The sequence below is a fragment of the Paenibacillus phyllosphaerae genome (assembly GCF_014192105.1).
GTDB classification, from domain to species: domain Bacteria; phylum Bacillota; class Bacilli; order Paenibacillales; family Paenibacillaceae; genus Paenibacillus_Z; species Paenibacillus_Z phyllosphaerae.
In genome coordinates this window covers 14,694-33,042 of sequence record NZ_JACHXK010000038.1, presented here as the reverse complement: position 1 = coordinate 33,042, position 18,349 = coordinate 14,694, and the positions used below count along the sequence as shown (strand labels likewise).

General features: G+C 55.7%; 14 protein-coding genes, 1 riboswitch and 1 other annotated feature. Of the genes, 8 read left to right on the top strand and 6 right to left on the bottom strand.

The annotated features are described in order from the left end of the window. Positions 1 to 403: 403 nt before the first annotated feature. From FHS18_RS33260 to FHS18_RS33250, 3 genes are all read right to left on the bottom strand, one after another. Positions 404 to 904, bottom strand: coding sequence for a C40 family peptidase (locus tag FHS18_RS33260; protein WP_246428055.1), 501 nt, complete (start codon positions 902 to 904; stop codon positions 404 to 406). Positions 905 to 908: 4 nt separating this feature from the next. Further along, a riboswitch (cyclic di-AMP (ydaO/yuaA leader) is annotated at positions 909 to 1,066 on the bottom strand. Between the two features lie 482 nt (positions 1,067 to 1,548). Further along, complete coding sequence (locus tag FHS18_RS33255) at positions 1,549 to 2,361, bottom strand: hypothetical protein (protein WP_183604698.1); 813 nt, start codon at positions 2,359 to 2,361, stop codon at positions 1,549 to 1,551. A 51-nt stretch (positions 2,362 to 2,412) separates the two neighbouring features. Then, complete coding sequence (locus FHS18_RS33250) at positions 2,413 to 4,473, bottom strand: M1 family metallopeptidase (protein WP_183604697.1); 2,061 nt, start codon at positions 4,471 to 4,473, stop codon at positions 2,413 to 2,415. Positions 4,474 to 4,653: 180 nt separating this feature from the next. Here FHS18_RS33250 and FHS18_RS33245 point away from each other — a divergent pair, with 180 nt between their 5' ends. Further along, on the top strand, positions 4,654 to 5,202 hold the full coding sequence (locus tag FHS18_RS33245) for a YwhD family protein (protein ID WP_183604696.1): 549 nt from the start codon (positions 4,654 to 4,656) through the stop codon (positions 5,200 to 5,202). A 343-nt stretch (positions 5,203 to 5,545) separates the two neighbouring features. Further along, positions 5,546 to 7,699, top strand: a complete 2,154-nt coding sequence (locus FHS18_RS33240) for a methyl-accepting chemotaxis protein (protein WP_183604695.1) — start codon at positions 5,546 to 5,548, stop codon at positions 7,697 to 7,699. Between the two features lie 117 nt (positions 7,700 to 7,816). On the opposite strand, the gene FHS18_RS33235 is transcribed toward FHS18_RS33240, so the two are convergent. Together FHS18_RS33235 and FHS18_RS33230 are read right to left on the bottom strand one after the other, a co-directional pair. Next, positions 7,817 to 8,560 (bottom strand): alpha/beta hydrolase, encoded by a 744-nt coding sequence (locus FHS18_RS33235; RefSeq protein WP_183604694.1) that lies wholly within the window; start codon positions 8,558 to 8,560, stop codon positions 7,817 to 7,819. Positions 8,561 to 8,797: 237 nt separating this feature from the next. Continuing rightward, complete coding sequence (locus tag FHS18_RS33230) at positions 8,798 to 10,894, bottom strand: transglycosylase domain-containing protein (RefSeq protein WP_183604693.1); 2,097 nt, start codon at positions 10,892 to 10,894, stop codon at positions 8,798 to 8,800. 293 nt (positions 10,895 to 11,187) lie between these two features. On the opposite strand from FHS18_RS33230, the gene speE reads away from it, so the two are divergent. From speE to argS, 6 genes are all read left to right on the top strand, one after another. Continuing rightward, entirely contained in the window at positions 11,188 to 12,015 is an 828-nt protein-coding gene (speE, locus tag FHS18_RS33225; RefSeq protein WP_183604692.1) for a polyamine aminopropyltransferase, read from the top strand. A gap of 13 nt (positions 12,016 to 12,028) precedes the next feature. Next, positions 12,029 to 12,898, top strand: a complete 870-nt coding sequence (gene speB / locus FHS18_RS33220; protein WP_183604691.1) for an agmatinase — start codon at positions 12,029 to 12,031, stop codon at positions 12,896 to 12,898. Between the two features lie 538 nt (positions 12,899 to 13,436). Continuing rightward, on the top strand, positions 13,437 to 13,697 hold the full coding sequence (locus tag FHS18_RS33215) for a DUF7667 family protein (RefSeq protein ID WP_183604690.1): 261 nt from the start codon (positions 13,437 to 13,439) through the stop codon (positions 13,695 to 13,697). A 114-nt stretch (positions 13,698 to 13,811) separates the two neighbouring features. Continuing rightward, complete coding sequence (locus tag FHS18_RS33210) at positions 13,812 to 14,327, top strand: DNA-deoxyinosine glycosylase (protein ID WP_183604689.1); 516 nt, start codon at positions 13,812 to 13,814, stop codon at positions 14,325 to 14,327. Between the two features lie 61 nt (positions 14,328 to 14,388). Continuing rightward, positions 14,389 to 14,652 (top strand) — a binding site (T-box leader). A 65-nt stretch (positions 14,653 to 14,717) separates the two neighbouring features. Beyond that, on the top strand, positions 14,718 to 15,185 hold the full coding sequence (locus tag FHS18_RS33205) for a YwiB family protein (protein ID WP_183604688.1): 468 nt from the start codon (positions 14,718 to 14,720) through the stop codon (positions 15,183 to 15,185). Positions 15,186 to 15,245: 60 nt separating this feature from the next. After that, positions 15,246 to 16,925, top strand: coding sequence for an arginine--tRNA ligase (gene argS, locus FHS18_RS33200; protein ID WP_183604687.1), 1,680 nt, complete (start codon positions 15,246 to 15,248; stop codon positions 16,923 to 16,925). 166 nt (positions 16,926 to 17,091) lie between these two features. On the opposite strand, the gene FHS18_RS33195 is transcribed toward argS, so the two are convergent. Continuing rightward, positions 17,092 to 18,225 (bottom strand): S8 family peptidase, encoded by a 1,134-nt coding sequence (locus FHS18_RS33195; RefSeq protein ID WP_183604686.1) that lies wholly within the window; start codon positions 18,223 to 18,225, stop codon positions 17,092 to 17,094. Between the last annotated feature and the right edge of the window lie 124 nt (positions 18,226 to 18,349).

Sequence of the window (18,349 nt, the reverse complement as noted above, 5' to 3'; positions counted from 1 at the left end):
ACACATTCCAAAACAAAGGTTGTCTTTTTTTCATACTCATCCCTACTTTACTGTTTTTCCACTTATTACCCCATCTCCTTAACCTGACAACATTGATGGAGGGGGAAGGGGGAGGTGGAAAAACGGGTATCCAAAGGGCCGGGGCCCTTGGAATCCCCTCCTCAGGAGGGGACTTAGGGGAGGTAGCAAAAACGGGTGTCCAGAGGGCGATAGCCCTCGGTATCTCCTCACGAGGGGACTTAGGGGTGGCAGCAGTTGTTTGGTCCCAACCCCCACAGGGTATAAATGGGTAAGCAACGGATAGGCTAAACATAAGCGAATAGCAAAAAACCGCAGCAATTGTCCGGGGGGACAAAACTCTGCGGTCTATGCAAGCATCCACTCGCGGGGGCGAGCGGCCAGCTTATTCGCCTGCGCTGTTGTCAACTTGTTCAGTGGACGGCTCGTCGGCATATTTTTCGAACGTTTCAGGGCTCATGACGCGGCGTGCGGTAACATAGCGCTTAGCGTAGTAGGAATCGCTCAGACCGCTGATGATAACGCCTTTGCTGGAGGACGAGTGTGCGAACTTGCCGTCTCCAACATAAATACCAACATGCGAAATACCTTTACCGCTCGTATTGAAGAATACGAGATCGCCGGCGATCAAATCGCTCTTCGCGATTTTCTTGCCCAGCTGTGCTTGGGAGGCCGAGGAGTGCGGGATCGTGATGCCGAGTTTCTTGAACACGTACATCGTAAATCCGGAGCAATCGAAGCCCTTTGTTGTGGTTCCACCGTAGCTGTACGGTGTGCCAATTACGCCATCGATGACTTCATCCATTTTGGAAGCAGCGAAAACGCTTCCTGCTTGGAACAAAAGTAGCATCGCAAGGCCAATTAGCATGACTGAGACCTTTTTCAAGAATAGAAACCCCTTCCAATGCCTGCGAGGTTAGCTGTGGGGTTCGGTTGAAGGCTCCCTATGATCACCTCTGACGTATACGGAACTTCCGTATAGCCGGGATCAATTCACCCAAGATGGTTCCCCCGTTTCCCGTCTACGGGAATTCGGCAATTTTTTCATTCTGGCTATCAATTCGATCATTTTCACAATTTCCCTTCTGAGTTCACGATTTGTTCACAAATTAGAATTCTTAGAGTGCAACTTTTCTGCTATTATATCGTACGATTTTTCGCTAACCCTCTGAAAACGCTCCCTTCCGTAGAAATTCCGAAGATCCTCCAACAATGCCTGGTCCATGAAGCCGAAACGGCGATCCAATCGCGCTTTCCGAAGCAAAAAAAGACAGCGTCATCAGACACTGCCCTCGCGTTTATTCTATAATTCTCCGATGATTGCCCTTCCATTGCTAGCCTTGGACAAGGCCGTTTCCCGCAATGTAACGAATCCCGTCGCTAAGAAGACAATACAAGTCGTTTCCGCTTGAAATATAGGAAGTTATAAAGTTTCACGGTTATCAGTCATCCTCTATTTCTCCGCAATGAAACGCGCTGCGCCTTCAAAGACGGCGAAAACTGTATCCCTTTGCCTGCGGTTGTTTTTCCTCATACTTGCTTGGAATGCCACACATCATATTGGGCCGCGATCGTCCACACCTTCATAATCGTGCGTACGAGATGGAAGCCCTGATGGAGAATCAAGGCGAATATGCCCGCCCACAGCATCGAGACGGAGGCGACGGTCAAGCTCAGCAGAATTCCGATTCCCCACATGATCAGCGAGATGCCGGCAAAAGGAAGCAGTTGTTTCAGCGCTCCCCATAAGGCGCGCATCGGGCCGGTACCGGCTACCGCGCCGAATTGCATGGCCAGGAAGAGCAGGTGGAGCACGATCGCGAGCACGAACCATCCGCCGATATACGGCAACGTATGCTGGAGCAGCTCGCCCGTATTGCTGCTGTTCATGAAACTCCGGTACGTATGCGGGAGCACCCATACGGCAGGGGCGAGCGTCAGTACGACCTCGAGCAGATAAATAAGCGTAATCGGCTTCCAACTGTGGCGGATGCCATGGAGGAAGCGGGTGCCTTCCTCCCCGGCATAATGCAGCGAGTGGAGCAGCCCGGCATTGAAGATCGGCGTGATCAGCATGCGAGCCGCCAGCAGGCCGGCGAACAGCCACAGGTAAGGGTAGATCAGGTCGGTTTTGATAAGCTGGAACTGCGCCTCCGTGAGGAACAACCGCACGGCGTCCGCGTCGCCTGTGCTGTCCGGGTAACGCTGGAGCAGCGGCGTGACGATCGAGTCGATCGTCCGGTATAGGAAGAAGCCCCAGAGCAGCTCGTAGAGGAATAGAATAATGACGATGGAGAAGTGCTTGGCTGTCAGCTGCCATCCCTGTCTCAAATGACTTTTCACCAAAAGGCCTCCCTTCGACTTTCTGTCATGTCATAAACCGCGAGCTTATCGTCACCATGCGAGCGATGCGAACAGGCTCTCGATGAACCGTGTCACGCCAAGGCTCCAGCGGGTCCGCGTTTTCTCCGGCACCTCGGCCTTCAAATAATTATTGATGTGCTTGTTGTCGAGCACGTTGCTGTTATCCGGATCGATCGACGCATAGACGAGCGGCGAAGGGTGGATGACATCATACTGGACGGTGCCCTCCATGCCGTCCCATATCTTCGGCATAGTCGTGCCGTCGGCGAATTGGAGAATAATCGGGATCGGTCCGTTTGCGCCGCCGCGCTTGCTGATCAGGACGGAAGACTCGTATTTCTCCGTGCCATCCTGCTCGACTTTGGTTACCTTGATCGACTCGACGGCATAGTCGGCCATCTCCTTGCCGTAGACGAACTGGCTGAAATAATCGTTCCACTTCGTCTTCGTCACCTGTTCGACGACGCGCTGGAAGTCGGCTGTGGACGGATGTTTGAATTTATACTTTTGGAAATACGCGCGCAAAATTTTACGCATCGTCGTCGGCCCGACCTGTTTTTCAATCCCGATTAGCACGAGCTTGGCACGCATGTACACATTTTCGGCGTAACTGTCATGACCATGGTACGACCACGAAAGCTGCTTCAGGGGGGCAGGGTTCGTCATGTAGCTGGATTCTACGGTCAAATTCGGTTCGATGCCGTATGCGACTTCCATCACTTTGTCCTCGGCATAGGAGGTGAACCCTTCGTCCAGCCACGCCTCCTCGAACTCGTTGGTCGCGACCATGCCGTACCAATACTGATGGCCGATTTCATGGACGATCGTGCGTTCGAGATAGTCGATGCTCGGGGCATCGTCTTCTGCGGCAAAGCCGGTTACGAGCGTCGGATACTCCATGCCGCCGGCGCCGTTGGCGCCTGTAGGCGGAACGACGATGGACAGGGTGGAATACGGATACGTCCCATACCATTGCGCGTATTTGGAGAGGGAGGACTTGGCTGCGTGCAGGTAACGTTCCTTCAGATCGGCATGGAGCGGATCGAGATACAGCTTGATGCGTACCCCCGGAACGCCCGTCGCAGAGAAGGCCTCCTCGGAATAGACAAAATGCGGTGAAGCGGACCAAGCGAAATCATGCACGTCATCGGCGTAGAACTGATAGGTGCGTCTGCCGTTCTCGGCGCTCGTCGGCTTCGTCTGGAAGCCGGTTGCGGCCACGGTGTAGTCCGATGGCACATTGATCTTCACGTTGTAGATGCCAAAGTTGCTGTAGAACTCGGAGTTGCCATGATACTGATGCGCATTCCAACCGTCTGCCGTGCGGCCCCGCGTGCCTGCGGTCTCATAAGCGGCAACCTTCGGGAACCATTGGCCCGCCATGACGAAATCGCCGGCGTAGCCCATGCGCGCGAACACTTCCGGCAGCTGGACCTGGAACTTAAGCTTCATCGTGACGCTCTGCCCAGGGGCGATCGGGTCGGGAAGCCGAAGCTTGGCCAGCGTGTTGTCCTTTGCGTTGCCGTCATCGGGCTGGACGTAATGCAGCCGAGGCAGCAGGCTGTCCCCTTCAGCCGTTTGCAGCTCCTCGATCTTCATGCTGCCGACGGTGCCCGTCTTCGCCTTGTCCTCCCGCAACTTGCCGCCGGACTCCTTCATGAAGCTGGTGTCCGGGGACTGGAACGCATTCGGGTACAGGTGAAAATAAATCTCGGCTACGTGGGACTTGCCGGGGTTTGTCCACGTAAGAGTTTCCTCGCCCAGCAGCGTCTTGCTATCCTCCGCCAACGTCACGTCGATATGGTATTCGACGATCCGTTTGCTGAGCGAGACCGGTGTAGGCTTCAAGACAGATTCAGGGACAGGCGTACTTTGCTGCGGTGTTGCGGGTGGCGCCGGCACCTTCGCGGCCGATCCACCCGGTGCGGGGACAGGCAGTGAGGTCTGCGGTAGAGCAGCGCCTGAGGCCGGGGCAAAAGCATACGTATATTGCGATACCCAAGCATCCCCAAACCCTTCCCTGGCCGACACGCCTAACAGGACGGCGGCGATGGCGAAGAGCACTAAACGTTTGGCAAGACGTGGCGACATTAAACGATTCCCTCCCGTTGACAAGCATCTAAGGCATGTATATGTTTGCTTTTCCGAGATTATTAGCTAAAATGGAATTAATGTGTGCCGCGATCGGCAAAGCCGCGCCGTTATTGGGTTTTGCGGTGGTGGACAATACGAGATGACAGCGGTTTTCATGGGAAGGGAGTTCGAGACAACATGTCTGATATAAACGAGCAAGGCCAAGGGCAGCAGCCTGAAGGCGCGGCGGAAGCGCCGAAGAAGGAAAAGAAAACGCTGGCGCTGAACGTCGTCAGCAACAAAGCGCATAAGGGATTCGGCGCTGGCACGATTGATCTGAGTCAGGTGTCCTGCGTTATGATCGACAATGGCGAAGCCTATATTGATGAAGGAGCGATGCACGCGAAGAGCAAGATCGAGCGGGGCATCAAGTTTACGCCGAATAAAGAGGATACGCCTAACGGCCGCCTCTGCTATATCGTCTGGGTCGCGGTCGACCGCAACGAGAACGGCTCGTACTATGCGGGCGCAACGGCTTGCCCGATGCTGATCGACTCCGAGGCCAAGCGCGGTTGGAAGATTCTCGCCGACCACGTCAACCGACTCGACTACGCGATCAAGCGCCGTTTCGTGCTGGATGAACTGGACGACGAGGAGAAAGCCGCGCTTAAGCGCCTGCTCGTCAACCACAATCCGGAATGGTGGGATAACTCGCCTGAGGTGTTGAAGGAAGCGTTGGAAGAGTAGGACAGCGTGTTTTGTTCGGAATGTAAATAGAAGAAGGCCTCGGTGTACATGCACCGAGGCCTTCTTCTATTGGATATAACTACTAGGAATATGAAGTAGCAAACAAAAATAGATTGTAGGACTTTAGTATCGGTTACGCCTTATGAATTAATCAAGAAAAACCTTGGTTTTCTATTATTGGATGGTATCCCAATTATTCACTGCGTCGTATACGATCAAATCGCGTCGAAACTTGTTGTAGGGAACGCTTTCCCCTATTAAACTAGGACTAGGTACATCGAAGGGGGAGCTTTCCGTGTTTGTTTTTGCGCCATTTGTAGCTATTATGAATCGTTTATCCTATATGAAAAAGTTCATCCTAATCGGCTTACTTATGCTGATTCCGATTTCCATTCTATCGGTCGATCTTTTTCAAACCTTGCAATCTTCTATTGCCCTCTCGCAGAAGGAACGAGAAGGCGTGACCTATCTCGGGTCGGTAAAGAACCTAATGATGGAGCTGCAGAAGAGCCGCAGCACCAGCGACAATGGGAACAAGCTGGCAACCACTCAGGTGGATGCAATTAAATCGGAGATGAAACAGCGCATCGCGCTCGTCGATGCGATGGACGCCAAGTATGGTGAAGAGTTCGGGACCACTTCCCTATGGAGCAGTTTTAAGTCCGGGTGGGCATTGCTGGAGACGCAATATGCCGACCTATCGGTCGACGAGAGCGTTGCCTGGCATGTTAAGCTCGTCCAGCAGTTACTTGAACTGCAAAGCGAGATTTCTGATGGCTCCAATATGACTATGGATCCGGAGTTGGAGAGCTTCTCACTTGTGAACATGGTCATTAACCGCCTGCCGCTGCTGATGGAGAGCGAGGCACTCGCGCGCGGTACAGGCCGCAGTATTCTGGCGGGAGATGTCATGACGAACGAAATGATTCTGGATCTTATCAAGCAAGCGGACGAGATTGATACACTCGTCAAACATATTGACAGCGACTGGAGCAACGCAATGAACGGCAGCGCGGATATCAGCGCGATTGAAGGACGCGTTCAGGCGAATATCACGACGGCGCAAAATTTCAGTCAGATCATTATGAGCGAGGTTGTTTCCGGCAAGAACAGCTACGGCTCGTCCGCTTATTTCGCGGATGGTACAAAATCGATCGATGCTGCTTCTGCTCTCTATGATGAAGCGATGAAGCTGCTAACGGTGCTGATCGATGAACGCATCGACGAGATGGAGTTAGAGCGCGACATCATGATCTTGATCGTTGGCGTGATACTAGTGCTCGTCGCCGCATTCTTCGTTGCCTTCTACTTGAATGTCAGACAAGCCGTTCAACGCCTGGAGCAGGATTCTTCCCGCATGGCGGCCGGCGATCTGACCGTACGCGTAGAGCTGAAGACCAAAGACGAGCTGGCCCGCGTCGGACATGCCTTCAATCGCATGGCAGAGGCATTCGCCGAGGTGCTGCGCACCAATCAGCTGACGAGCGAGAAGATTAGCGCGTCCTCGCAGCAGATGGAGTCCACCGCGCACGAATCGGTAAGCGCGGCTACCCAGATTGCCGAGGTCATGAAGCAGATTGCCCAAGAGGCCGAGCACCAGTCGAGCAGCATGGAGCAGAACGCGACCGCGATGTCCGAGATGGCTGAAGGAATCGGCCGCATCGCGGAGACGTCGTCGGTCGTGAACGATTCGGCTTCCTCTGCGGCGCAGGAAGCGAAGCGAGGCCGCGACACGGTGTTGCAAGCGGCTAACCAGATGCAGGTCATTCGCCAGAATGCCGGCGAGACCGCTGAGGCGGTGCTCGATCTTCGCAAGCAGTCCGAGCAGATTTCCTCGATCGTCGCGCTGATTACAGGCATTGCGAAGCAGACGAATTTGCTGGCGCTGAACGCGAATATTGAGGCGGCGCGTGCAGGCGTGCATGGCAAAGGCTTTGCCGTCGTCGCCAGCGAAGTCGGCAAGCTGGCCGATCAATCGAGACAGATGGCCGAGAATATTAACCGCGTCGTGGAAGGCATGCAGCAGTCGGCAGCCAGCGCGGCGAGCAAGATGGAGCTTGGCGTAGCCGAGTCGACGCAAGGCTTGGCGATGATGGAGACCGTGAGCGGCATGTTCGCGACGATTCTGAGCGAAGTTGAACGCGTGGCTTCCCAAGTCGAAGAAATTTCCGCTGCGACCGAGCAAATGTCAGCAGGAACGGAGCAGGTTGCGGCTTCGGTCCATGAATCGCTCAGTTATGCGAACAAGGCGGTCAGCAAAGCGCAGGAGGCAGCAGTTTCCGCCAATGGGCAGTTGGAGTCGATGGAGGAAGTGCTCGCGGCTTCCGGCGCATTAAGCCAGACAGCTATACAGCTGCAAGATGCGCTCTCGAAGTTCCGGGTGAATGAGAACGCGGCAGCGGCGGGCGATTCGGGCCAGCCGAACAAGAAAGCAAAGAAGAAGGCAAAGAAAGAAAAGCAGCCACGCAAGCCGCTGTGGAAGAAGAAAGCGCAATAAGCACCGCGTTAACCAGCCTTGCGTGCACCGTGTAATCCAAGGTCAGCGTTACGCAATGAAAAATCCCTTATGAGCCTTGTGCCCATAAGGGATTTTTGTCGTGCTGATCGGCTTGCCTCAGCTATTCGCGCCCGGATAAATAAATCGCATCGCGTTCGGAAAGTACTGATTGAAATTCCTGTGCTCATGAACGCCTTCCGGATCGGTCTCGAACCGAATATGCCGTTCTCCGCCAGGCATCTTGTCTTTCAGCAGCCGATGCGCTTCCCTCGTATTCGGGACCATCCGCTCCATAATATTGCCCCGTCCCTTGGCCTCAAGCTCGCCGACGTACATATAGAGAAGAAGCTCATCTTGAGCAAAAGGGTTCGCCTCAATATAAGCGAGCATATTCTCGTACCAGAGGGAAGCCGACATAAGCGCGATTCGGCTAAAATACGCCGGTTTACGATACGCCGCGAACAAGGAAATCAGCGCCCCGAGCGACCCGCCCGTAATCCCTCTCTGGCGGGGATCGTCCAATACGTTGTAGCGGGTCTGGATGAACGGAATGACCTTCTCGGTTACAAAGTCCAGATAGCGGTCGCCTTCGCCGCTGAACTGCTCATCGGGGAGGAGTCCCTCCGCATACCAAGGCGTATATTCCCGGCAGCGGTCTTCCGGCTCGATGCCGACGAAGAGCACCTCTTGCGTCAACCCTTGCGCAAAATCATCCTCTAGCTCCTTGAGGCTGTCGGCGAATAAGTAGCTGCCGTCTTGCACGTACACGGCAGGGAATGAGGTTTGTCCATTGTAGGAGGGCGGCAAATAGACATGGGTGTCTCGACCCTCGAATGAGATAGTTTCGATGCTTCCTCGCATAGCGGATTCCCCAATCATGTAGTAATAATGATAATCATTATCGATAAAATGATGATACCATGGGGAGCAGGTCTCGTCCAAGTAACATGACGATAGATCCCTGGCTCTATCGGGCATTCTTCAGGGAATGAGCGATTATGGCAAAATAAAAGCCCTCCCTAACGTCATCCTAAGATGACATGGGGAGAGCCTTCACTCTTTCACTCCTATCGATCAAACGTGCCTAAGCCAGTCCGTTTAGTCCGTCCACCAACGCTTCAGCTGCGACCACCAGGATTTGGACGCTTCCTTCGCCGGATCTTGCTGGCTGGAAGCCGCCTTGTCGCTATGCTCGCCGCAGACCTCCTTCGGCTCCGTTCCGCTTACGAAACTCTCGAGCCGTTTGTTCGGACAGGTATCGGCGGCCAATTTGCCGCTCGCCGGATCGACGTATACGGTAACGACCCCTTCCGGCGCCGCGAACATTTTGGGCGGTACGCTGCTTAGCGCCGTCTCGGTGAAGTTGGCGAAGATCGGCGCTGCCCGATGGGCTTCCGTCGGCGTCAGCTTGCGGTCCTTATCGTAGCCGACCCATACCGCGGTCACGAGCTCCGGGGTATAGCCGACCAGCCAGGCATCGGTTGCCGTCGTGCCGGTCTTGCCGGCAACCGGCCTCTTGATGAGCGCGGAGACGCGGTTGCCGGTTCCGCCGGTTTCGAAGACGCTCTCCATCAGCGAGGTCAGCACATAGGCATGCGCGGGGTCCACGACTTGCTGCGCCTGCGGCACCGCCTCGTAGAGCACTTCGCCTTTGCTGTTCTCGATCCGCAAGATCGCGGTCGGCTCGATATGGACGCCATTGTTGGCGAACGTGCCGAAGGCGGAGGCCATTTCGTAAGGGCTGACCGGGAAGGTGCCGAGCGCCATCGACGGAACGGGCTGCAGATTGCTCGTAATGCCGAGACTGCGGGCCATCTCGATCACCTTATCGGCGCCGACGGACATAATCGTGTTCACCGCATAGATGTTGTCCGAGCTTGCGATCGCCTGCCGCATATCAATGAAGTCGTTCACGTATTTGTCGTTATAGTTATGCGGCGCGTACGTTTTGCGTCCTTCATCATAGGTGAACACGGTCGGTTCGCTCTTGAATCGCGATACTGCCGTCATGGCGCCTTCCTGCAGCGCGGTCAAATAGAGAATGGGTTTGAACGACGACCCGGGTTGGCGCGTCTTCGCCAGTGCCCGGTTGAACTGGTTGGTCTTGTAATTCCGGCCGCCGACCATCGCCTTGATATAGCCGGTGCGCGGATCGATCGCCACTAGGGCGGCCTGCTGCTCAGAGGACGACGGGATCCCTTTCTCCACGGCCTCTTCGGCAGCAAGTTGGGCTTCGGGGTCCAGCGTCGTGAAGATTCGGATGCCGCCCTCGGTGAACAGCCGCTCATCGATGCCGAGCTGATCGATCGCCACGCTGCGGATGTAGTCGCGGAAGTACGGCGCGATGCCGTCCTGCTTGCCGGTACCGAGCGGTTGGAAGGCGAGCAGCTCTTCGCCTGCTTCATCCGCCTGCTCGCGGGTAAGGATATTCTGATCGACCATCGTGGCGAGAATGGTGCGCTGGCGGTCTTTCGCATTTTTCATATCATTATAAGGCGAGTAATACTTCGGTCCCTTCGGGATGCCGGCGAGCATGGCACTCTCGGCTAGCGTCAGGTCCGACGCATGCTTGTTGAAGTACAGCTGCGCGGCTGCTTCAGCGCCATAAGCGCCATGGCCGTAGTAGATTTGGTTCAAATACATTCCGAGAATTTCGTCCTTGGAATACGTCATCTCCAGCTGGACGGTATACATCGCTTCTTTCACTTTACGGTTCCAGGTCCGCTCATGGGTCAAGTACAGGTTGCGGGCCAGCTGTTGCGTAATGGTGCTGGCGCCTTGCTTCGTCTCCATGGCCTTCAGGTTGACGACGGCCGCCCGGGCAAGTCCTTTCATATCGAAGCCGAGATGCTCGTAGAAGCGCTGGTCCTCGATAGCAAGTGTTGCTTCTATTAAGTAGGGCGATATGGATTTGAGCGGGACCGATTGGCGGTTCTCGCCGGTGTGGAACGTATCGATGATCTGCCCCTGCTGGTCGAGCATTTGCGAAGCTTGGCTGATCGACGCGGTAGGCAGCGTCTGGTTGCGCAGATAGAACAGGAAGCTGAATAAGGCAATGAACGACACTAGCAGGACACAGCCGGCGACAATGGACAAGCGGCGCAGCGGTTTGAGCAGCGGCAGCCAACGCTCGGCTCGGATGCGCAGGGGCGGCTTGCGCCTGGCAGCGGGCTTGCGCGTAGCGGGTTTGTTCATGGTGAATCCCTCGCGATCGCATCTCTTTTTCCTTAGTATGGAAAATGGGAGGCGGCGCTATTCACCCGCCCAACGCCCGAAAATGTTTTTTTTGCGGCGGGGGCTAGGAAAGGTTGATTTTTCCCCCGGAAGAACTATAATACAGTGTGACCATTAATGAGGTGTCCGTAAGTCATTTTCACGATTTCTGGACAAGCTTTATAGTGAACTTGGTCAATGCTTCATATCTTGCGACTTGTAACGCAAACCAATGATCTTAATCCAACATACAAGAAAGAAGGGACCTTACAGCCATGGAATTGTGGTATACCGAGAAACAAACCGACAGTTACGGCATTACGGCCAAAATTAAAGAAACTTACGTGAGCGAGCAGACGGATTTCCAGAAGCTCGACATGATCGAGACCGAGGAATTCGGCACAATGCTCGTACTGGACGGCATGGTCATGACAACGGACAAAGATGAGTTCGTCTATCATGAAATGGTTGCCCATCCTGCGCTGTACACGCACCCGAATCCGAAGCACGTCCTCGTTGTGGGCGGCGGCGACGGCGGCGTTATCCGCGAAGTGCTGAAGCACCCTCAAGTGGAGAAAGCTGTACTCGTGGAGATCGACGGCAAAGTTATCGAATATTCCAAGCAGTACCTGCCTAACATCGCAGGCGAGCTCGACAATCCGCGCGTGGAAGTTATCGTGAACGACGGCTTTATGCACATCCACGACCACAAGAATACATACGACGTCATCATGGTCGACTCGACCGAGCCGGTTGGCCCAGCGGTGAACCTGTTCACGCGCGGATTCTACCAAGGCATCTATGACGCCCTGAAAGAAGACGGCATCTTCGTCGCGCAGACGGACAACCCTTGGTTCAAGGCGGACCTGATTGCCAGCGTCAACCGTGACGTGAAAGAAGTATTCCCGATCGTACGCGTCTACTGGGCGAACGTACCGACTTACCCAAGCGGCCTGTGGACGTTCACAATGGGCTCCAAGAAGCACGATCCGCTTGAAGTGGACGAGACTTCGATCCCTGAGATCGATACCAAATACTACTCCCCGCGTCTGCACAAGGCTGCGTTCTCGCTGCCGAAGTTTGTGGAAGACCTGGTGAAATAGAGAGGACACGTTCATGCGACTCGACCAAAAATATTCCGGTAACGTCTTTATCCTAAGCTCCGACGACTACGCAGCTTCCAAAGCGGTCATCTACGGCATGCCGATGGACTTTACCGTATCGTTCCGTCCAGGTTCGCGTTTCGGCCCAGCCCGCATCCGCGAAGTATCCATCGGTCTCGAAGAGTACAGCCCGTACCTCGACCGCAGCCTGGAAGACATCCAATATTTCGACGCGGGCGATCTGTTGCTTCCGTTCGGTAACGCACAGCGCTCCCTCGACATCATCGGCGAGTTCGTAGCCGGCGTATTGGCTGACGACAAAATGCCGGTCGGCTTCGGCGGCGAGCATCTCGTATCGTGGCCGATCTTCCAAGAAGTCTACAAGAAGTACCCGGACCTGGCGATTATCCACTTCGACGCTCACGCGGATCTGCGTGAGAGCTACGAAGGCGAGCCATTGTCCCACTCGACGCCGCTGCGCAAAGCGGCCAATCTGATCGGCGGCAAGAACGTCTACCAATTCGGTATCCGTTCCGGCTCCCGCGAAGAGTGGCAGTATGCGCGCGAGAACATCAACTTCCATCCGTTCGAAGTGCTTGAGCCGTTGAAGAAGATATTGCCTGAACTCGCTGGACGTCCGGTCTACCTGACGATCGACATCGACGTGCTCGATCCTTCGGCAGCGCCTGGTACAGGCACGGCGGAAGCTGGCGGTATCACCAGCAAAGAGCTGCTCGAAGCGGTTCACGCCATCGCGAACTCCGGCGTCAACGTCGTCGGTTGCGACCTCGTTGAAGTCGCGCCAGCGTACGACCACACGGAGATGACGCAGATCGTAGCGGCGAAAGTCGTCCGCGAGATGCTGCTCGGCTTCATCAAATAAGCAGGCAAGCCTGCTACAAACCGGTCTGTCCAGAAGGACAGGCCGGTTTGCGTTTAAGTTTACGTTTGGTATCCATATGTTTAAAAGTAAAGCGTGTCCACGGAAGTGGACGACAAGCGAAGGTCAGCTCGAAGTCGCGCCTCAAGCGCGATCCGCACAGGTCACCTCCCAAGGCACCAAAGTGACGAACGAAGCTCGAAGCCGGAGCTTTGTCCTAAGCGGAACCTTGCATGTCCAATCGATATGCAAGATTCAGCCAGGGCAAAAGCGCGCCCAGCTCGAAAGGACAGATCGAAGACGGCCGCGTCCCAACTACGCCGATTACGGGTGTCCAGAGGGTGGTAACCCTCGGAATCCCCTCGGCGGAGGGGACTTAGGGGAGGCGGGAAAAGCGGTTTAGGAGGGGCGCAGCCCTTGCTTTCCGGGGGTGTCCAGAGGGCGCAGCCCTTTGGTATCCCCTAGAGGGGTATGGGGGCGGCTATGAAACCTTTCTCTTTTGGCCATACTGGTTACTAGAAGAGGAAGGGAGTGTTGATGGATGGGCATATTACCGGTTCATGAACGGCTGGCCGAACTTTGGACGATCCGCACGAAGCGGAAGCTGACGGAGGAAGAAGCGGCGGATTTCGAGCATTGCCTGGCTGCGAATGCGACCTACTGCAGGCAATTGGCTTATCTGTACAACTGCTCGCTGCTCGCCTCCATGTCCGGCGATGTCGAGTGGCAGCATGAGATTTGCGGGCGTATTGATAAAATGAACGGTCATCCTCCAACGCATCGCCGAAGAGAAGAAGCCTGAGCATGCGCTAGGGCTCAGCGTGTGAAGAGGCGACGGCGACTAGGTTGGAGCCGTCTCACCTTCAAGCCGATGCCGGGAGCGGTGGCTGTCCGCCCGAAGGAGGCGAAGCTACGTATGCACGTCATGTCGTTTGAACCCTTTATCAACGAGGAGGCCCGTGTTCTGGTTATGGGCAGCATGCCAGGCGCGGAATCCTTAATGAAGCAGCAATATTACGGCAATATGCGCAACCACTTTTGGGGTGTGATGTACGGCCTGTTTGCTCCTGGGACGAAGCCGGCCGAAGCCTACGAGGATCGGTTGGCGTTTGCGGCGCGCCATCGCATTGCCATGTGGGACGTCATCGCCAATTGCGACCGCGAAGGCAGCTTGGACGCGAATATTAAGGATGCGCATCCGAACGATATTCCGGGTCTGATCGCCCGGTACCCTAACATCAAGTGCTTGGCCTTCAATGGGGGCAAAGCCTATGATACCTTCAAGAAGCATTACGGCAAACATCCCGAGCTGTCCGGCTTGCCGCAGCTTCGGCTGCCCTCGACTAGTCCTATTCCGACGAAGGCGATGCGCAATACGGAAGACCGGATCGGGGCCTGGCAGGTTCTCGTTCCGTACGTGGACAGGGCATAAGCGGAATTTGCCCGAATCCACTTGCTTTTCGTCATAGGTCATGGCTATAATAAATTCAAATTGAACGACAGTGATCGGGAGAGTACCTTATGTGAAGGACGTTGCAGCGAGCCGGGAGGGTGGAAGCCGGTACGGACGCATAAGCGGAAGCGAGCCCGTGAGTCGGTTTCCTGAAGCGCAAGAGGAAGGGTAGACATTCCTTTTGCTTGGTAGGGAGATCCGGTCCAGGCCGTTACCCTGCAGAGTGGATTTCCGTCGCGGCGCGAATTGCGGCCGGCGCGGAGATCTTAAGAAGAGTGGTACCGCGGAGCCTTCCGTCTCTTTATGAGACGAGGGCTTTTTTTGTTTGGTCGGCACGAATGAATCGATGAGGGAAGACGGGAGGCAGCGATGAACGACAAAGCGAGAGTAAGGATCACACTGGAGAGCGATATCGACGGGACCAAGGAACGCAACTACTTTACCGGCGACTGGTACCGCAAAGACAGCACGATCTTTATTCGCTACGAAGAAGATGACGAGACCTATGGCAACGTTCGCACGCTGGTGCGGTGGAGGGAAGGCGAGCTGAAGGTGAAGCGCCAAGGAGGCGTCGAAGCCGAGCAAATGTTCGTCGCCGGTCGTCGCCTTAACGGCAGCTACACGTCGGCCCATGCCCGTTTTCCGCTCGAGACCGAGACTTCGCTGCTGTGGATGCAATCCGGCGATTTCACGGACCGGGGCATGGTGGAAGAGGTGCCGCGGCCGACATTGCCGATGATGCTGGAGTGGCGTTACGTGTTATGGATCGGCGAAGAGTCGGTCGGGCAATTCAAGCTGAGGCTGTTCGCAGAGACGATGAAGGAGCAGGAAGCTTAATTTACGTGAACAAGAAGACCGTCAAGACCGGTCTCATACCATAGAAGGGGGAGTCAACAGATGTCGACGAATGTATTGGAACAATTGCATGACAAGGTGAAGGCGGCAATCGCGGATGCGGTGGTCGCAGCAGGACTGGTGAGCAGGGAGGAGCTGCCGGTTTTCGTATTGGAGGTGCCGAAGGATAAAGCGCACGGCGACCTGGCTACGAACGCGGCCATGCAGTTGACGAAGCTGGCGAAGAAGAACCCGCGTCAGATCGCGGAAGCGATCGTGGCTAACCTGGATACGGCGAAGGCGTCGATCACATCCGCGGAGATTGCGGGACCGGGCTTCATTAACTTCCGCCTCGACCGCAGCTATCTGTATGATGTGGTTGGCGAGGTTCTTACGCAAGGCAACGACTATGGCCGTGTTGCGGCAGGCGGCGGCCAGCGCGTACAGGTCGAGTTCGTCAGCGCGAATCCGACCGGCAGCTTGCACTTGGGGCATGCCCGCGGCGCCGCTGTAGGCGACGCGCTGTGCAACGTGCTTGATTTTGCCGGCTATGACGTTACGCGCGAATATTACATTAATGATGCAGGCAACCAAGTTGCGAATTTGGCGCTCTCCATTGAAGCCCGTTACAAGCAGGCGCTTGGTCAGGAAGTCGAGATGCCGGCTGACGGCTATCACGGCGAAGATATCGTCGGCTTCGCCAAGGCGCTCGTGGAGGCGGAAGGCGACCGTCTGCTGTCGATGCGGGAAGAGGAGCGTTTCACGTACTTCCGCCAATACGGCCTCGAGCTCGAGCTCGACAAGATCAAGCGCGACCTCGGCCGCTTCCGCGTCGGCTTCGACGTCTGGTTCAGCGAGACTTCGCTGTACGAGAGCGGTCAAGTCGTCGAAGCGCTGAATGCGCTGCGCGCGCGCGACCAAGTCTTCGAAGAAGAAGGCGCAACATGGCTGAACACGATGGTATACGGCGACGACAAGAACCGCGTTCTTGTGAAGAATGACGGTTCGTACACGTACCTGACGCCGGATATCGCGTACCACCGCGACAAGTTCGGCCGCGGCTTCGACCGCATGATCAACATTTGGGGCGCTGACCACCATGGCTATATCCCGCGCGTGAAGGCCGCGATGGCCGCGCTTGGCAACGACCCGAATAAGCTGGTTGTCCTGATCGCGCAGATGGTGAGTCTGTTCCAGAACGGCGAGAAAGTGAAGATGTCCAAACGTACGGGCAAAGCGGTTACCATGGAGGACCTGATGGACGAAGTCGGTGTTGACGCCATTCGCTACTTCTTCACGATGCGCAGCATGGATTCCCATCTGGACTTCGACATGGATCTGGCGATTTCGACTTCGAACGAGAATCCGGTGTTCTATGTCCAGTACGCGCATGCCCGGATCTGCAGCGTATTCCGTCAAGCTGAGGAGCAAGGGATTACGCTTGCCGATCTGGCTTCCGTCGATCTGAGCAAGCTGACAACGGAACACGAGTACGATCTCCTTCGCAAAATGGGCGAACTGCCGCAAGAAATCGCTGATGCTGCCGAGCTGTACGCGCCGCATCGCCTCGTTCGCTATGTATATGAAGTCGCTTCGCTCTTCCACAGCTACTATCGTGCGGATCGCGTCATCACCGAAGACGCGGCTCAGACGCAGGCGCGTCTGGCGCTGCTCGGAGCGGTGCGCACCGTCCTGGCGAACGTGCTTCGCCTTGTCGGCGTATCCGCGCCGGAGCGTATGTAGTCGAACAATTATCAACCCAAAGAGCCTGTGTGCCAATCGTGAACGCGATTCGCACACAGGCTCTTTGTTATCCATAAACTTAGCGTGGACCCGTATCGGCTCTCGGATTCCGATCCCCTCTTCCTGCCCGCGACCTGGCGCGGGTCCTTGACCTCAGACAGAGACGCTATCGCTCGATCGATTGAAGCATGCGCATAATATCGAGCTCGCCCACCAGCTTGGGCACTTTCGTCCCCCGAAGCGGCACCATCGCTTTCTTCAGAATGGCTTTAATATCGCCGGGCGACAGCCCTGGCCGATAGGCGAGCAGCAGCGCGACGGCTCCGCTGACATGCGAGGTGGCCATGGACGTGCCGCTCATTTCGTTGTACTTGCTTTTAAGCCAGGCGGACAGGATCTTCTCTCCCGGCGCATAGATGTCGATGTACGATCCACGGTTGCTGAACGGAGCAATCCGCCGCAGCCGAGTGGTTGCGCCGACCGCAATCGTCTGCGGGTAACGCGCGGGATAGTCGACGGTCTTTCGTTTGCCGTCGTTGCCGGAGGACGCGATTATGATGACGCCGGCATTGTAGGCATTGTTGACGGCGGCAAGCAGCGACTTGCTTCTGGTTTTCATGCCGAAGCTCATATTGATGATGTTCATTCCGTTGCTAACGCACCAATCGATGCCCAGTACGATATCCGATACGTAGGCGCTGCCATTATGGTCGAACGCCTTGACCGGATAGACCATGGAACGGGGCGCAACGCCAATCATGCCGTGCAGCTGGTTCGCGGCGGCAATCGTGCCTGCAATATGGGTGCCATGTCCGTTGTCGTCATGCGGCAGAATGCTGCGGTTGAGCAGATTGATGCCGCGGCCGAGCGACTGCTTTAGATCCGGATGGCCGAAATCGACGCCGGTATCGATAACCCCTATTTTGACCCTGTGGCCGGTCGTCATGCTCCACGCCAGCGGCGCTTTGATTTTCTGCACGCCCCAGGGAATGCCGTTCTCCACGAGCGCGGACTTCGTCACGGAGCTATCCACGGTGACGGGCACATCGTCTTCCACCCAGATGCGATTGCCGAAGATCGCCCGTTGGGGCCAGTCGCCTTGCGGAATAACGAAGCCTCGTATGAGCGGCAGATGGCGAATTCGCTTTTTAAGGGCCGCGGGGGCCTTTGCTTTCGACCAAATTTCGAGAAAATGCTTATAATCGCTATGCTGTCTAAAGCGGATGATCTGTCGCTTCAGATTGCGAGCCGGAGCGGTAGTTTCGCTTTGCAACCAACGGAGTATCTTGGCTCTATCCAAATTTGGCGTCCCCTCCTACGGCTAAAGCTGCTGAGGTATTCTATGAACGAGCGTTCCAAGCCGTATGAGCGAGTGACCTTTTTTTGAAAAATGGGCGGAAAGCAGTGTCAAAATTAAAGCGGGT

What these genes read in the sequence shown, in the direction of transcription:
- FHS18_RS33210 (WP_183604689.1), top strand. Translation starts at nt 13,812, where the DNA reads ATGCACGTCATGTCGTTTGAACCCTTTATCAACGAGGAGGCCCGTGTT.
- FHS18_RS33215 (WP_183604690.1), top strand. Translation starts at nt 13,437, where the DNA reads ATGGGCATATTACCGGTTCATGAACGGCTGGCCGAACTTTGGACGATC.
- FHS18_RS33250 (WP_183604697.1), bottom strand. Translation starts at nt 4,473, where the DNA reads ATGTCGCCACGTCTTGCCAAACGTTTAGTGCTCTTCGCCATCGCCGCC.
- FHS18_RS33245 (WP_183604696.1), top strand. Translation starts at nt 4,654, where the DNA reads ATGTCTGATATAAACGAGCAAGGCCAAGGGCAGCAGCCTGAAGGCGCG.
- FHS18_RS33240 (WP_183604695.1), top strand. Translation starts at nt 5,546, where the DNA reads ATGAAAAAGTTCATCCTAATCGGCTTACTTATGCTGATTCCGATTTCC.
- speE (WP_183604692.1), top strand. Translation starts at nt 11,188, where the DNA reads ATGGAATTGTGGTATACCGAGAAACAAACCGACAGTTACGGCATTACG.
- speB (WP_183604691.1), top strand. Translation starts at nt 12,029, where the DNA reads ATGCGACTCGACCAAAAATATTCCGGTAACGTCTTTATCCTAAGCTCC.
- FHS18_RS33235 (WP_183604694.1), bottom strand. Translation starts at nt 8,560, where the DNA reads ATGCGAGGAAGCATCGAAACTATCTCATTCGAGGGTCGAGACACCCAT.
- FHS18_RS33230 (WP_183604693.1), bottom strand. Translation starts at nt 10,894, where the DNA reads ATGAACAAACCCGCTACGCGCAAGCCCGCTGCCAGGCGCAAGCCGCCC.
- argS (WP_183604687.1), top strand. Translation starts at nt 15,246, where the DNA reads ATGTCGACGAATGTATTGGAACAATTGCATGACAAGGTGAAGGCGGCA.
- FHS18_RS33205 (WP_183604688.1), top strand. Translation starts at nt 14,718, where the DNA reads ATGAACGACAAAGCGAGAGTAAGGATCACACTGGAGAGCGATATCGAC.